Annotated in this window: 10 protein-coding genes; 7 read left to right on the top strand and 3 right to left on the bottom strand. The window is 64.7% G+C overall.

Going from position 1 to position 14,643, the window contains the following annotated elements:
* Positions 1 to 162 precede the first annotated feature (162 nt).
* The gene (locus tag VGR99_RS22030) at positions 163 to 1,326 is read right to left on the bottom strand and encodes a PHB depolymerase family esterase (protein WP_326901280.1); all 1,164 of its coding nucleotides are present in this window, start codon (positions 1,324 to 1,326) and stop codon (positions 163 to 165) included.
* Positions 1,327 to 1,465: 139 nt separating this feature from the next.
* The gene (locus VGR99_RS22025) at positions 1,466 to 2,878 is read right to left on the bottom strand and encodes an MFS transporter (protein ID WP_326901279.1); all 1,413 of its coding nucleotides are present in this window, start codon (positions 2,876 to 2,878) and stop codon (positions 1,466 to 1,468) included.
* A gap of 150 nt (positions 2,879 to 3,028) precedes the next feature.
* Here VGR99_RS22025 and sthA point away from each other — a divergent pair, with 150 nt between their 5' ends.
* The 3 genes from sthA to VGR99_RS22010 all read left to right on the top strand — a co-directional run bounded on the left by sthA (position 3,029) and on the right by VGR99_RS22010 (position 7,451).
* Positions 3,029 to 4,420, top strand: coding sequence for a Si-specific NAD(P)(+) transhydrogenase (gene sthA / locus VGR99_RS22020; RefSeq protein WP_326901278.1), 1,392 nt, complete (start codon positions 3,029 to 3,031; stop codon positions 4,418 to 4,420).
* Positions 4,421 to 4,699: 279 nt separating this feature from the next.
* Positions 4,700 to 5,935 carry an LLM class flavin-dependent oxidoreductase gene (locus tag VGR99_RS22015; protein WP_326901277.1) on the top strand — a complete coding sequence of 412 codons (1,236 nt, stop codon included), beginning with the start codon at positions 4,700 to 4,702 and terminating at the stop codon, positions 5,933 to 5,935.
* A 139-nt stretch (positions 5,936 to 6,074) separates the two neighbouring features.
* Positions 6,075 to 7,451 (top strand): cytochrome P450, encoded by a 1,377-nt coding sequence (locus VGR99_RS22010; protein WP_326901276.1) that lies wholly within the window; start codon positions 6,075 to 6,077, stop codon positions 7,449 to 7,451.
* Positions 7,452 to 7,642: 191 nt separating this feature from the next.
* Here the strand turns inward: VGR99_RS22010 and VGR99_RS22005 are convergent, their stop codons facing one another.
* On the bottom strand, positions 7,643 to 8,482 hold the full coding sequence (locus VGR99_RS22005) for a glucose 1-dehydrogenase (RefSeq protein ID WP_326901275.1): 840 nt from the start codon (positions 8,480 to 8,482) through the stop codon (positions 7,643 to 7,645).
* 179 nt (positions 8,483 to 8,661) lie between these two features.
* On the opposite strand from VGR99_RS22005, the gene VGR99_RS22000 reads away from it, so the two are divergent.
* The 4 genes from VGR99_RS22000 to VGR99_RS21985 all read left to right on the top strand — a co-directional run bounded on the left by VGR99_RS22000 (position 8,662) and on the right by VGR99_RS21985 (position 14,619).
* Positions 8,662 to 9,627 carry a sensor histidine kinase gene (locus VGR99_RS22000; RefSeq protein ID WP_326901310.1) on the top strand — a complete coding sequence of 322 codons (966 nt, stop codon included), beginning with the start codon at positions 8,662 to 8,664 and terminating at the stop codon, positions 9,625 to 9,627.
* Between the two features lie 208 nt (positions 9,628 to 9,835).
* Positions 9,836 to 11,572 (top strand): putative bifunctional diguanylate cyclase/phosphodiesterase, encoded by a 1,737-nt coding sequence (locus tag VGR99_RS21995; RefSeq protein WP_326901274.1) that lies wholly within the window; start codon positions 9,836 to 9,838, stop codon positions 11,570 to 11,572.
* A 75-nt stretch (positions 11,573 to 11,647) separates the two neighbouring features.
* Positions 11,648 to 13,090, top strand: coding sequence for a sigma-54 interaction domain-containing protein (locus VGR99_RS21990; RefSeq protein ID WP_326901273.1), 1,443 nt, complete (start codon positions 11,648 to 11,650; stop codon positions 13,088 to 13,090).
* 344 nt (positions 13,091 to 13,434) lie between these two features.
* Positions 13,435 to 14,619 carry a substrate-binding domain-containing protein gene (locus VGR99_RS21985; protein ID WP_326901272.1) on the top strand — a complete coding sequence of 395 codons (1,185 nt, stop codon included), beginning with the start codon at positions 13,435 to 13,437 and terminating at the stop codon, positions 14,617 to 14,619.
* The last annotated feature ends 24 nt before the right edge of the window (positions 14,620 to 14,643 follow it).

Raw genomic sequence — 14,643 nt, 5'->3', positions numbered from 1 at the left:
GTAGCGCGAGCCCGGAATCCATAACCACAGGGAAATGTGGTTACGGGGACTCGGAGTGACGCCTTCGCGCCTCATGTTGTCCTGGGGTTATGGGTGCCGGGCTCGCGCTATCGCGCGCCCCGGGACGACAGCGGAGTGTGTCTCGCTTACCGGGGTAACCAGCTACTTCATCAACCCCGCCGCTGTCAGCGCTCGGGTGATGATCTGGCCGAGATCGAAGCCGCGGGCCTTCTCCTGCTCCGGCTCATCCGCGACGGCGGTGCGGATCGAGCGGGCGAGATGCGGGGCGGGCGAGCGCGGCGGCTGCGGCGCGGGCTTTGCCTCCGCCTTCTTCGCGGCATCAGGAATCCAGCCGGTGAGGCCGAAGAACTTTGCGATGTGATAGGACGAGGAAATGCCGGCCTCGATCAGGAATGCGCCTTCGATGCCGTAGCGCTGGTCGTTGTCGGCAAGGCCAAGCGGTGTGCCATGCGCCATGTCGGTGATGGCGTAGGACTCCACCAGCGTCTCGCCGTCCTTGTTCCACCAGGCCTGGCGCGGATAGCCGTCGACAATGGTCTCCGCCATCGGCGCCGGCGGCAGATCATGCAGGTCGAGCCATTGCTTGACGATCTCGTTGGCATTGCCCGGATTGACGGTGCGGTCGGCGCTGCCGTGCCACACTGACATTTTTGGCCAGGGCCCGCGATGATTGGAAGCCCGCCGCACGAAATCGCCGAGCTCGCGCTCGGGCCGCGCCGGAGAATGAAACATGCCGTCCAGCGCCTCGCGCAGATTCGAGGCGATGCCGTAAGGAAGGCCGGCGATGACAGCGCCGGCGGCGAACACTTCGGGATAGGTCGCGAGCATGACCGACGTCATGCCGCCACCCGCGGACAGGCCGGTGATGAAGATGCGGCGCGGGTCGATGCGATGGGTCTGCACCATATGCGCGACCATCTCGCGGATCGAACGCGCCTCGCCGTTGTCGCGCGCGGTGTCTTCCGGATTGAACCAGTTGAAGCAGGTGTTCCCGTTATTGACGCGCTGCTGCTCGGGCATCACCAGCGCAAAACCGTAATGCTGCGCGAGCGTCGACCAGCCGGCACCGAGATCGTAGCTAGCTGCAGTCTGGCCGCAGCCATGCAGCACGACGACGAGCGCGCGCGGCTTCTGCAACTGCGCCGGCACGAACGCGAACATGCGCAAGGCGCCGGGATTGTCGCCGAAGCCCGTGACCTCTTCCAACGGACTGGACGCATCGGCGCTGCGGCCGAACTCGGCCAGGCGCAGACCATCCATCTTCGGCAGATGCTTGAGGAGATCGAGATTTCTGGCGAGCGACACGGCAACTCCTGGCAGGCGACGTTCAACGTTCACCCAAACCAAATAGTTGCTGCGGTGCAAAATAAAAAGAGTGTGTGCTGTCAATCACCTGAAATCACGCAGAAACCCGCAGAATTCCGCACGTATTTACCGCACTGCCTCAACTTCGTGCAGATACGCGGCGCATCCACGACAGGAATGCGGCACAGATCATGATGAATGTCACAAACAGCGCGAGCGAAACGAGAAAGGCTGCGCGCGCTGATTGCAAAGCGTCGATTGCGAAGAACACCGCGCCGATTGCGGCCACTCCGGCCGCATTTCCGATCTGCGCGGTGGTGCCGTACATGCCGGAGGCCGAGCCTGCGGCGACAGGTTTCACCGTCGAGAGCACCGCGCCTGAGAGCGGCGCCATCACGAGACCCTGACCATAGCCAAAGACGATCATGGTGAGCGCAAGCGCGGTTGGTGCCGGCGCATCGACGAAGCCCGCAAGCAGCGCAAGTGCCGCGAGGCCCGCGATCTGCAATGCGCAGCCTTCGATCAGCACCTTGGTGCCGCGATGCTTCGCGCGCGCACCGCTGTGGCGCGAGGCCACGACGAAGGCGAGCGCGAGCGGAACGAAGGCGAGGCCGGCCTTGAGCGGCGGGATCTTCAGGCCGCGCTGCATGAACAACGTCATCACCAGATAGAAGGAGAGATTGGCGGCGAAGAAAAAGAACGCGGCGCCGAGCCCGCGCAGGAAGGCGGCATCCGCAAGCAGCGTCAGGTCGATTAGCGGCATGCCGCCGCCGCGCGCGACCGCATGCTCGAGCTTCAGGAACGCTGCGAGAATCACGCCGCCGCCTCCCATCACCGCCCACAGAAACGGCGCCCAGCCGACATCGTGACCGAACAGCAATGGTCCGATCAGGCACAACAGGCCCGCGAACAGCACGACGCTGCCCTTGATGTCGAGCCTCGTCCCGGCCCGGCGCGGCACCGACGGCATGATACGCCAGGCGGCCAAGGCGATGGCGAGGCCGCAGGGTACGTTGACGAAAAACACCGAGCGCCAGCCGGTGTGCGCCAGGTCGATCGTGACCAGCAGTCCACCGAGCAGGAAGCCCGCGGCGCCCGCAAGCCCCAGCACGATGCCGTAGACGGCGAAGGCGCGGCTGCGCGAGTCGTCGGTGAAGAGCAGGTGCAAGGTCGCCAGCACCTGCGGCACCATCAGCGCCGCGGTCGCGCCCTGCGCCAGCCGCGCGATGATCAGTTCCATGCCGGACTGCGCCAGCCCGCACCACAGCGAGGTCGCCGTAAAACCGAGCACGCCGGCGAGAAACACGTTCTTCGTGCCGTGGATGTCGCCGAGCCGGCCGCCGGTCACCACCAGCGTCGCATAAGCAATCAGATATATCGCGATGACGGACTCGATCTGCGCCGGCGTCGCGTGCAGGTCGACCGCTATGGTGGGAATGGCGACGTTCACGATGAAGGCGTCGACGCCGAACATGAACTGCGCGGCGACGACGATGGCCAGCACCCACCAGCGGCGGGTCGAATCGACTTGTTTTGTGACGGTTTGATGCATCGGCGTGCGAACCTTCCGGCATTTATTTGCGCGCCAAGCTCGCAGATCGGCGTCATCCGCGCGATTACCTCCGAGGTAGGCCTTGTCGCCTTGGCCCGATTGCTGCATGTCGGTTCCCGCTGATTCCGCAGGGGTTTGGAAGCACATCCGATGTACGACTACGACATGGTGGTGATCGGTTCGGGCCCGTCGGGGCGCCGGGCCGCGGTCCAATGTGCCAAGCTCGGCAAGGCCGTGCTGGTGGTGGAGAAGGGCCGGCGCGTCGGAGGCGTCTCGGTCCACACCGGCACCATCCCGTCCAAGACCCTGCGCGAGACCGTGCTGAACCTGTCCGGCTGGCGCGAGCGCGGCTTCTACGGCCGCTCCTACCGGGTGAAGCAGGACATCGCCGCGAGCGACCTGATGACCCGGCTGCAGAAGACGCTCGATCACGAGGTCGAGGTGCTCGAGCATCAGTTCAGCCGCAACCTCGTCCGCACCGCCAATGGCGAAGCACGCTTCGTCTCGCCGCACGAGGTCGAGATCACCAGCGCGATCGGCGAGACCAAGATCGTGTCGGCCGCCTTCATCCTGATCGCCTGCGGCACGCGCCCGTTCCGGCCCGACTATGTGCCGTTCGACGGCACCACCGTGCTCGACAGCGACGAGATCATCGAGCTGCCGAAGCTGCCGCGGAGCCTGGCCGTGATCGGCGCCGGCGTGATCGGCGTCGAATATGCCACCATCTTCAGCGCGCTCGACGTGCCCGTGACCCTGATCGAGCCGCGGCCGACCTTCCTCGATTTCATCGACAAGGAACTGATCGACGAGTTCATGCACGAGCTGCGCGACCGCAACGTCGCGCTGCGGCTCGGCGCCAAGGTCAACTCGATCGAGAAGACGGCGCAGGGCAGTATCGTCACGCATCTGTCGGACGGGCGCCACGTCACCACGGAAATGCTGCTGTTCGCGGCGGGACGCGTCGGCGCCACCGACCGGCTCAATCTTGACGCCGCCGGCATCGCCGTCGATCATCGCGGGCGCATCACCGTCGATCCCGTGTCCCTGCAGACCAGCGTGCCGCACATCTACGCCGCCGGCGACGTGATCGGCTTTCCGAGCCTCGCCTCGACCTCGATGGAGCAGGGCCGCGTCGCCGCCTGCCACGCGCTCGGCATGGAGCCGCTGGCGCCGCCGGAATTCTTTCCCTACGGCATCTATTCGGTGCCGGAGATCTCGACCGCCGGCCTGACGGAAGAAGAGGTGCGCACGCGCGGCATTCCCTACGAGGTCGGCATCGCGCGCTTCCGCGAGACCTCGCGCGGCCACATCATGGGGTTGAACAGCGGCATGATGAAGATGATCTTCTCGACCAAGACGCGCCGCCTGCTCGGCGTGCACATCCTCGGCGAAGGCGCCACCGAGCTGATCCATATCGGCCAGGCGGTGCTGAACCTCAAAGGCACGATCGACTATTTCATCCAGAACACGTTCAACTATCCGACGCTGGCGGAGGCATACAAGATCGCCGGGCTGGATGCGTGGAACAGGATGACGCGGTAAGCGGCGAATCTGGCGCGCTGTCCCTTTGCGGCCATCCTTCGAGACGCCGCTTCGCGGCTCCTCAGGATGAGGTCTCGATTCGCGGGCGCTGTGTTAGACCCTCATGGTGAGGAGGCCGCAAAGCGGGCGTCTTGAACCATGCAGGCCGAGCAAATCGCAGCAGCGTCCTAACGCATGCCTGCATTCCGCCGCGCGGGACATCACGCGATTGCGTTCGCTTGCGCCACCACGTAGCCTCATCACTTCAACAAACAGAAAATCAAAGCCGGAGAGAACGCCATGGCGCGCCTGAAGTTCGGAGCCTTTCTTGCCCCGCATCACCCGATCGGGGAGCATCCGATGCTCCAGTTCCGGCGCGATCTCGACCTGGTCGAGCAGCTCGACGCGCTCGGTTATGACGAGTTCTGGTGCGGCGAGCACCATTCCTCCGGCTGGGAGATGATCGCCTCGCCCGAGATGTTTCTGGCCGCGGCCGGCGAGCGCACCAAGCGGATCAAGCTCGGGACCGGCGTGGTATCGCTGCCCTACCACCATCCCTTCAACGTCGCCCAGCGCATGGTGCAGCTCGACCACATGACCGGCGGCCGCGCCATCTTCGGCTCCGGCCCCGGCGCGCTCGCGTCCGACGCGCACACGCTCGGCATCGACCCAATGACGCAGCGCGACCGCCAGGACGAGGCGATCGGCGTGATCCGCCGCCTCTTCAACGGCGAGCGCGTCACCGCCAAGAGCGACTGGTTCACGATGAACGACGCCGCGCTGCAGATCCTGCCGCTGCAGGAGGAGATGCCGTTCGTGGTGGCCTCACAGATCTCGCCGTCAGGCATGACGCTCGCCGGCAAATACGGCTGCGGCATCATCTCGCTGGGCTCGATGACCACGCAGGGCCTGATGTCGCTGCAGCAGCAATGGCAGTTCGCCGAGGATTCCGCCAAGAAGCACGGCACCAAGGTCAACCGCGCCGACTGGCGTGTGCTCCTCACCTTCCACGTCGCCGAGACCCGCGAGCAGGCACGCCGCGAGGCCGGCGGTGGGCTGATGCGCTGGCACAACGAGTATAATGTCGGCACGCTGCAGCGGCCCGGCCTCACCGCGTTCTCCTCGCCGGATGAAGCCGTGGACAAGACCGCCTTCGTCGAAGGCGCCGCGTCCACCATCGGCACGCCCGACGATCTCGTCAAAACCATCAAGAACGTGATGCAGGTGTCCGGCGGCGTCGGCGCCATCATCGGCTTCGTGCACGACTGGGCCAATCCGGAAAATACGCGCCGGAGCTGGGACATGGTGGCGCGCTATGTCGTGCCTGAAATCAACGGCTACATCGACGGCCTGCGCAGGTCGCAGAAATTCGTGATCGAGAACCGCGCGATCTTCGAGCGTGCGGGACAGGCGGTGATGGCCAAGATCATGGAGAACGAGAAAGCCGCCGAGGCACTGAAGGTCACCGGCCCCGGCCGCGTCGCCATTCCCGCCGTCAACGCGCCGGATCTGCAGAAGGAAGCGGCGAAGCGGTAGGCTCGCGACTACGCCTGTAACCACTATCATCGGCAAGTGATACCGGCCTGTGCTATGTTGATCCCGTCAGCGTGGCACAGGCCGCAATAATGCCGCGGTCGCGCGATGTCTGTTCGGTCAGCCAACCGGAGCAACCGTCATGTCGATGCAGAATGTCGCCCCTGCGCTCGGCTTCACCGCCCCCAAGCGCAACGAGCTGACGCACATCCCCGGCGACGAGGGCTGGCCGATCATCGGCAAGACCTTTCAGGTGCTGGCCGATCCCAAGGGACATATCGAGGCGAACGGCGCCAAATACGGCCCGGTCTACCGCACCCATGTGTTCGGCGAGACCAATGTCGTGCTGCTCGGGCCCGAGGCCAACGAGCTCGTGATGTTCGACCAGCAAAAACTGTTCTCGTCCACGCATGGCTGGAACAAGGTGCTCGGCCTGTTGTTTCCGCGCGGATTGATGCTGCTCGATTTCGACGAGCACCGGCTGCATCGCAAGGCGTTGTCGGTCGCGTTCAAGTCCGGTCCGATGAAGTCCTATTTGTCCGATCTCGATCGCGGCATCGCCGCCCGGGTCGCGCAGTGGAAGGCGAAGCCCGGCGAGATGCAGCTCTATCCGGCGATGAAGCAGCTCACGCTCGATCTTGCCGCCGCATCCTTCCTCGGCGCCGACATTGGCCCTGAGGTCGACGAGATCAACCGCGCCTTCGTCGACATGGTCGCGGCCGCGGTCGCCCCGATCCGCCGCCCCCTGCCCGGCACGCAGATGGCTGCCGGCGTGCGGGGACGCAAGCGCATCGTCGCCTATTTCCGCGAGCAGATTCCGCTCCGGCGCGGCAATTACGGCGGCGACGATCTGTTCTCGCAGCTCTGCCGCGCCACCCATGAGGACGGCGCGCTGCTGTCCGAACAGGACATCATCGACCATATGAGCTTTTTGATGATGGCGGCGCACGACACGCTGACCTCGTCGCTGACCTCCTTCGTCGGCGAGCTCGCCGCGAACCCTGACTGGCAGGACCGGCTGCGCGCCGAGGTTCAGGCGCTCGGGCTCGCGCCGGATGCCCCCAGCAGCTTCGACGATCTCGAAAAAATGCCGCTGTCGGAGATGGCGTTCAAGGAGGCGCTGCGGATCAAGCCGCCGGTGCCCTCGATGCCGCGCCGCGCGATGCGCGACTTCACCTTCAAGGGCTTTACGATTCCGGCCGGCACCGCGGTCGGCGTCAATCCGCTCTACACGCATCACATGAAGGACATCTGGCCGGAGCCGGATCGCTTCGATCCCCTGCGTTTCACCGAGGAAGCCCAGCGCAACCGCCACCGCTTCGCCTGGGTGCCGTTCGGCGGCGGCGCGCATATGTGCCTCGGCCTGCACTTCGCCTACATGCAGGCCAAATGCTTCACGCGGCACTTTTTGCAGAACATCGAGGTGTCGCTGGAGCCGGGCTACAAGCCGGAATGGCAGATGTGGCCGATCCCGAAGCCGCGGGATGGGTTGAAGGTACGGGTGAAGGCGGTGGGTTAGATCTCACCTCTCGTGTCCCGGACGCGCTGCAGCGCGTAGCGCTGCTGCGCAGAGCCGGGACCCAGAATCTTGCGACACTTTCAGCTCGGAGAGATGGGCCCCGGCTCTGCAGTGCGGCACCATAGCGCGTCGAAGACGCGCGTGAACGCACTTTAGGCGCCGCACCGCGTCCGGGGCACGCGACCCCTCCGCTACGCTCCCCCGTCGAACGCCTTGCGCAACGCGCTCAAGCCTTGCTGCTGCTGGGTCCAGTTGCGGCCGCCGGTGACTGCGCCGTCGACGACGAAATCGTGGCCGTTGACGAAGCTCGACTCGTCGCTGGCCAGGAACACCGCAGCGTATGCGATGTCGTCGGGCAGGCCGGCGCGCGGGATCGGCTGGGCGGTCTTGTAGACGTCGCGCAACATGGCAGGCGTCTGCTCGGCGGCATCGGTCGAGAGCCCCAGTGCCTTGCCGAAGATCCCGGTCGCGATCGCGCCGGGCGAGATCGAGTTGACGCGCACGTTGGACTCGCCGAGCTCCATCGCGACGCATTTCGTCAGATGAATCACCGCAGCCTTGGCCGCCCCGTAAACCAGCGAGGACGAATAGCCGGCGAGACGGCCGGCAATGCTGCCATTGTTGATGATGCTGCCGGATCCCTGCTGCTTCATGTAGGGCGCGGCGTGCTTCATGCCGAGCATGACGCTGCGCACCAGGGTCGCCATCGCCGCGTCGAAGCGCTCGACCTCGAGGCCCTCGATGCCGCCGGTCTGCGCCGGGCCGCCGGCATTGTTGAACAGGCAGTCGATGCGACCGAATTTTTCCACCGCGAGCGCGATCAGCGCCTGCATCTGGTCTTCGACCGTCACATCGGTCTGGCGGAAGATGCAATTGGCTCCAAGCTGCGATGCCAGCGCCTCGCCCTCCGGTATGCGCCGGCCTGCGATCACAATTTTGGCACCTTCGGCAACGAAGACTTCTGCAGTCCGCAATCCGATGCCGCTCGTCGCGCCCGTGATCACCGCCACCTTGCCGTCCAGCCTGCCCATGGAATGTCCCTGTTTTCAAACCACTTGACGCCAAAAGGCGGACACCACTCGATGGCGGCGCCGCGACAGAAGGCGCCGCGACGCTCACTATTCCTGCCGGCTCCCGACAAGGCAAGCTTTGCTTGCGCTGGCCAGATGCGTAACATTCACGGCGAATGCACATCGCGACCGGGCCGCGCATGGAGAAGCTGATCGAGGAATTCCGCAAGGGCTGGCAGGGCGTGGCACCGCCGTCGCTCGGCCTGAGCATTGCCTTTGCGGTCGCCTGCGTGCTGGTTGCGACGCTGGCGCGCTGGGGGCTCGCGCAGGTGCGGCCCGACGTCTACTTCACCCCCTACTTCCCGGCCGTGTTCTTTGCCGCCGCCTTCGGAGGCTTCCGGATCGGCATCGTGACGGCGATCGCAGGCGGCGTGCTCGGCGTGGTGCTGAATTTCAGCGATGCCGTTGCCGATCACGCCCGTTTTGCCCTGCTGGCGCTGTACTGGGCGGTCTGCGCGCTCACCATCTGGGGCGTCGAGCATTATCGCACGCTGCTGGTCGAGCAGCGGCGGATCTCCAAGCGCCTGATCGAGGAAGAAGACTATCGCAAGCTGCTGGTGGACGAGCTCCAGCACCGTCTCAAGAACAAGCTGTCGACGGTGCACGCCGTGATCCACCAGGTGCTGCACGACCAGCCGCAGGTCTGGGCCCGGATCGATCCGCGACTGCGTTCGCTGGCCACGGCCGACGATTTGATTTCGCGGATCGACAGAGCGGGCTGCGACATCCGCGATCTCCTGATCGCCGAGCTCGGGCCTTACGGCCATGTCCGCTTCACCCTCAACGGCGACCGGCTGTTCCTGCCGCCGAAGCTCGCAGTGACGCTGTCACTGATGTTTCACGAACTCGCCACCAACGCCGGCAAATACGGCGCGTTCTCCGCACCGCGCGGCTTGTTGCAGGTGTCATGGACCGTCAGCGGCGACCGCCTGACCGTCACCTGGGACGAGACCGAGGGCCCGAGCATCAGCAACGTGTCGCCGCCCGGCTTCGGCACCCAGCTGCTGAAGTCGGCGCTGACAGCCTTCGACGGCAAGAGCGAGGTCACCTATCTGGCGACCGGCCTGCATTGCATCATGCAATGCCGCATCCCCAAAACCGGCTAGACTCGAAACAAGCGAAAGCGATCCGCGCGCTCCATCCGTAGTTTCTCTGAGTGCGTTGACGCTCTGTTAATGACGATTTTCTGCACGCGTCGCATCGCCGCAAAACACCCCCGTATTTCTCCGGACCCCTTAACCAAACCTAAGAGGGAACTGCGCATGATCGCGTGCATTGCAAAGGCGCGCTGAAACAACAAGATTCATGACTTCTATGAACGACAACAGATATTCCGGCGCGAGTGAAGCCGAGCTCGGATTTCTCAAGGAAATCGTTAGAATGCTGCCTGCCGGCCTGACCGTGCAGGACGCGCAGGGACAGCTTCTGCTGGTCAACGATGTCGCGGCGGCCCAACTCGGCATGGACGGCAGCCGTCCCTCGCCGGATCTGACGCCGCGCCAGGAAGCCGGCCTGCGGGCATTAAGGTCCGGTCAGGCGGTCATCGCCGAGGAAGCGCTCCACGAGGGAGCTGCACGCCAGGTGCTGCTGACGACCCATCGCCCCGTTCGCCTCGCCGGACGCGAGCTGCTGATCTCGGCCTCCTCCGACATCACTGAGCAGAAGAATTTCGAGGACCAGCTGTTCCGCTCGGCCTATTTCGACGAGCTGACCGGCCTCCCCTCGCGGCGCGTGATCGAGCATCGCGCCAACAGCCTGCTCGCGAAGGATCGCAGCGACGAACGTTTCGCGCTCGCCTTCCTCGACGTCGACAATTTCAAGCACATCAACGACTATTACGGCCACGCCGTCGGCGACGCGCTGCTGGTCGAGCTGTCGAAGCGGCTCGGGCGGGACTTGCGCGATTCCGACATGCTGTCACGCATCTCCGGCGACGAATTCCTGCTGCTGCTCTCGCCGATCCAGAGCCAGGAGGAAGTCGCCGAATTCATGCAATCGACGCTGGAGCGGCTGACCGCGCCGTTCTTCATCGACAGTTCGGAGCTGTTCGCCTCCACCTCGGTCGGCATCAGCCTCTATCCCGATCACGGCCGCAGCTTCGAGACGCTGCGCCAGAACGCCGACATCGCGATGTACCGCATCAAGAATGACGGCAAGGGAATGGCGGCGTTCTTCGACGCCAGCATGGAGCGCGAGGCGCAGGCGCGGACCAAGATCGAGCAGTCGCTGCGGCTCGCGATCCTGGAAAAGCGCTTCTGCTGCGCGTTCCAGTCCAAGGTCGACATCCGCACCCAGGCCGTGAAGGGCATCGAGGCCTTGGTGCGCCTGCGCGACGACGAGGGTGTGATCCAGGCGCCCGGCTCGTTCATCAATCTCGCCAGCGAGCTCGGGCTGATCGACGAATTGACCCATCTCGTGCTCGCCGAGATCGTCAAGTCGATCGACCTGATCAACGACACGTTCGGCGCGGAAGCGACCATCAGCATCAACGTCGCCGCCAAGCAGGCCGGCAATCCCGAATTCATGCGCAATTTCGCGCAGGCGCTCGACGACACCGGCTTTCCGCAGCGCTTCATGATCGAGGTGACGGAGGACGCCTTCGTCGCCAAGAATCATTTCCAGGTCGAGATCCTGCCGATGTTCCGCAAGCTCGGCGTCGGCATCTCGATCGACGATTTCGGCACCGGCTATTCCTCGCTCTCGGCGCTCGCCGACATCACCGCCGACGAGATCAAGATCGACCGCTCCTTCATCACCGACATCCATAAGCGCCCGCGCAGCCAGGGCATCTTGCGCGCGATCGAATCCCTGAGCGAGGCGCTCGGCATGACCGTGATCGCCGAGGGCATCGAATCCTATGAGGAGCTGGCTTATCTGCAGGCCGCGACCAAGATCCGCTACGCGCAGGGCTATTATTTCTCCCGGCCGATCTTCCTGGAGGAGCTGAAGCTCGCGACCCCCGCCTCCAGCGAGTCCCGTGCCAACATCGCCAGCCGCCCCATGCAGCAGAACCGCCAGGGCTACTCCCGGGCGAGCGGGTATCGGCGTTAACCGCGCCGCGTCGATTCCCCTTTGAAATCGCTACACTTTTGGTAAGAAACAGGTGGACCTCCCCCGGGGTATGTCATGTCCGCCTCTTCCCTAGACGTCAGCGATCCCGCCTATGTCCGCGCGCGGGCGATGGTGACGCTGTTCGAGCGGCTGGAGCAGCTGTGCGAGGGCGCGATTGCGATCGATCGCGGCGGGCGGGTCATCTACGTCAACGAGAAATACCTCGCCTCGCTCGGCCTCAAGCACACCGATGAAGCGCTGGGCCGGCCGATCGAGGAGATCATCCCGAACAGCCTGATGCGGAACGTCGCCGAGAGCGGCGAACCGATCCTGCTCGACATCATGGAGCTCGGCGGCGAGCAGCTCGTGGTCACGCGCATGCCGATCGAGGACGAGGACCGCAATATCATCGGCGCGATCGGCTTCGTGCTCTACGACCACATCGAGAGCCTGAAGCCGCTGCTGGCGCGCGTCACCCAGCTCGAGAGCGATCTGCGACTGGCCCGACGGCAATTGTCGAACGCCCGCGCGGCGCGATTCACGTTTGCGGACTTCGTCGGCACGACACCTGTGATCGCGCAGGCCAAGGAGTTCGCCAAGCGTGCCGCGCGGCAGAGCGTGACCGTGCTGCTCACCGGCGAGACCGGCACCGGCAAGGAGCTGCTGGCGCAGGCGATCCACAACGCCTCCTCGCGCGCGGAAAAGCCGTTCGTCAGCGTCAATGCCGCGGCGATCCCGGAGACGCTGATCGAATCCGAATTCTTCGGCACCGCGCCGGGCGCCTATACCGGTGCCGACCGCCGGGGCCGCGAGGGCAAATTCCGCCTCGCCGACGGCGGCACGCTGTTCCTCGACGAGATCGGCGAGATGCCGCTGCAGTTGCAGGCGAAGCTCTTGCGCGTGCTGCAGGAGCGCGAGATCGAGCCGCTCGGCTCGGACAAGATCACCAAGGTCGATTTGCGCGTCATCGCCGCGACCAATGTGGACTTGCGCAAGCGCGTCAGCGACGGCGCCTTCCGCGCCGATCTCTATTATCGCCTCAACGTGCTCTCGATCGATCTGCCGCCCTTGCGCAAATGCCTCGACGATCTCCCCGACATCTGCGCGCGGCTGATCGAGGACATCAGCGCCTCAGGCGATTTCGTCAACGCGAAGATCACGCCGAGCGGATTGTCGGCGCTCGCGCGCTACGACTGGCCCGGCAATGTCCGCGAGCTGCGCAACATCCTGGAGCGCGCGCTGATCCTGAGCGATTCCGGGCGCCTGACCGGCGACGATTTCACGCACATCCTTCCCGTTAGCGCGGACGCGCACCCCGCCCCGGTACAGCGGATGACCGGATCGGTCGTGCCTTACGCCGAAGCCGAGGCCGAGTTCGAGAAGCAGACGCTCGAACACGCGCTCGCCGCCAGCAACGGCCAGATCACGGAAGCCGCGCGCATGCTGCGCATCTCGCGCGCGACATTCTACAAGAAGCTCGCCAAGTTCGGCCTCGCGTCAGGGTCGCCGCCCGTCTGAGTTTCGAGACTAGACATGTCTGAAGTCTCGGATTCCTGACACCAAGGCTCCGCCCCTCGCTTGCGACATTGTCAGCGTTTCTGCCGCATTTTCAGCCGTCCCCGCGCAAAGCTCCGCATCTGGCGCAGGGCTTGCTCTGGCGCGGCCTGAGGAAACGCATGGGCTGATGCAAGACGTGGCATCACGCGTCGTCGCGCGCACAGCGACACGCAGTCACGGCACGCGCACGTCAACAGACTGTCACATGCAGCCTCATGCAAGCCCTGCCGGAAGGTGGAATTGCAATGTGTGCACACTTGTGCAAATCGCTGTGATCAAGGCAGTTCATTTTGGGAGGAACCACCGTGCGTCGATCGCTCATTCTTACAGCAGCCATTATCGGCCTCGCCGCGAGCAGCGCCGCGCGCGCCGACGACCTCAAGGTCGCGCTGATCTACGGCAAGACCGGTCCGCTCGAGGCCTATGCCAAGCAGACCGAGACCGGCCTGCAGATGGGTTTTGAATACGCCACCAAGGGCACGATGACGCTGGACGGCCGCAAGATCGTCGTCATCACCAAGGACGACCAGGGCAAGCCCGACCTATCGAAGGCCGCGCTCGCGGAAGCCTATCAGGACGACAAGGCCGACATCGCGATCGGCACGACCTCGTCGGCCGCGGCGCTCGCCATTCTCCCCGTCGCCGAGGAGAACAAGAAGATTCTGATCGTCGAGCCCGCCGTCGCGGACCAGATTACCGGCGAGAAGTGGAATCGCTACATCTTCCGCACCGCGCGCAATTCGTCGCAGGACGCGATCTCGAACGCGGTCGCGATCGGCAAGCAGGGTGTCACCGTTGCAACGCTGGCGCAGGACTATGCCTTCGGCCGCGACGGCGTCGCCGCGTTCAAGGAGGCGCTGGCCAAGACCGGCGCGACGCTCGCCGCAGAAGAATATGCTCCGACCTCGACCACCGACTTCACCGCGGTCGGCCAGCGCCTGTTCGACGCGCTGAAGGACAAGCCGGGCCGCAAGATCATCTGGGTGATCTGGGCCGGCGCCGGCAATCCGCTGGCCAAGCTACAGGACATGGATCCGAAGCGCTACGGCATCGAGCTCTCCACCGGCGGCAACATCCTGCCGGCGCTTGCGGCCTATAAGGGCCTGCCCGGCATGGAAGGCGCGACCTATTACTACTACGACATCCCGAAGAACCCGGTGAACGACTGGTTCGTCGCCGAGCACCAGAAGCGCTTCAACGCGCCGCCGGACTTCTTCACCGCGGGCGGCTTTGCCGCCGCGATGTCCGTCGTCGCCGCCGTCACCAAGGCGAAGTCGACCGACACCGAGAAGCTGATCACCGCGATGGAAGGCCTGGAGTTCGACACGCCGAAGGGCAAGATGGTATTCCGCAAGGAAGACCATCAGGCGCTGCAGAGCATGTATCACTTCAAGGTCAAGGTCGATCCGAACGTCACCTGGGCCGTGCTCGAGCCGGTGCGCGAGCTGAAGATCGAGGACATGGACGTTCCGGTCAAGAACAAGCGCTGATATCAAATCTCCTCTCCCCGCTTT

Origin of the sequence: Bradyrhizobium sp. (assembly GCF_035935975.1) — a bacterium.
Lineage (GTDB): Bacteria > Pseudomonadota > Alphaproteobacteria > Rhizobiales > Xanthobacteraceae > Bradyrhizobium.
This window is presented reverse-complemented; position numbering and strand designations above follow the sequence as displayed.

Excerpts from the sequence above, each read along its gene's own strand:
- VGR99_RS22025 (WP_326901279.1), bottom strand. The coding sequence starts at position 2,878 with ATGCATCAAACCGTCACAAAACAAGTCGATTCGACCCGCCGCTGGTGG.
- sthA (WP_326901278.1), top strand. The coding sequence starts at position 3,029 with ATGTACGACTACGACATGGTGGTGATCGGTTCGGGCCCGTCGGGGCGC.
- VGR99_RS22015 (WP_326901277.1), top strand. The coding sequence starts at position 4,700 with ATGGCGCGCCTGAAGTTCGGAGCCTTTCTTGCCCCGCATCACCCGATC.
- VGR99_RS22010 (WP_326901276.1), top strand. The coding sequence starts at position 6,075 with ATGTCGATGCAGAATGTCGCCCCTGCGCTCGGCTTCACCGCCCCCAAG.
- VGR99_RS22005 (WP_326901275.1), bottom strand. The coding sequence starts at position 8,482 with ATGGGCAGGCTGGACGGCAAGGTGGCGGTGATCACGGGCGCGACGAGC.
- VGR99_RS22000 (WP_326901310.1), top strand. The coding sequence starts at position 8,662 with ATGGAGAAGCTGATCGAGGAATTCCGCAAGGGCTGGCAGGGCGTGGCA.
- VGR99_RS21995 (WP_326901274.1), top strand. The coding sequence starts at position 9,836 with ATGAACGACAACAGATATTCCGGCGCGAGTGAAGCCGAGCTCGGATTT.
- VGR99_RS21990 (WP_326901273.1), top strand. The coding sequence starts at position 11,648 with ATGTCCGCCTCTTCCCTAGACGTCAGCGATCCCGCCTATGTCCGCGCG.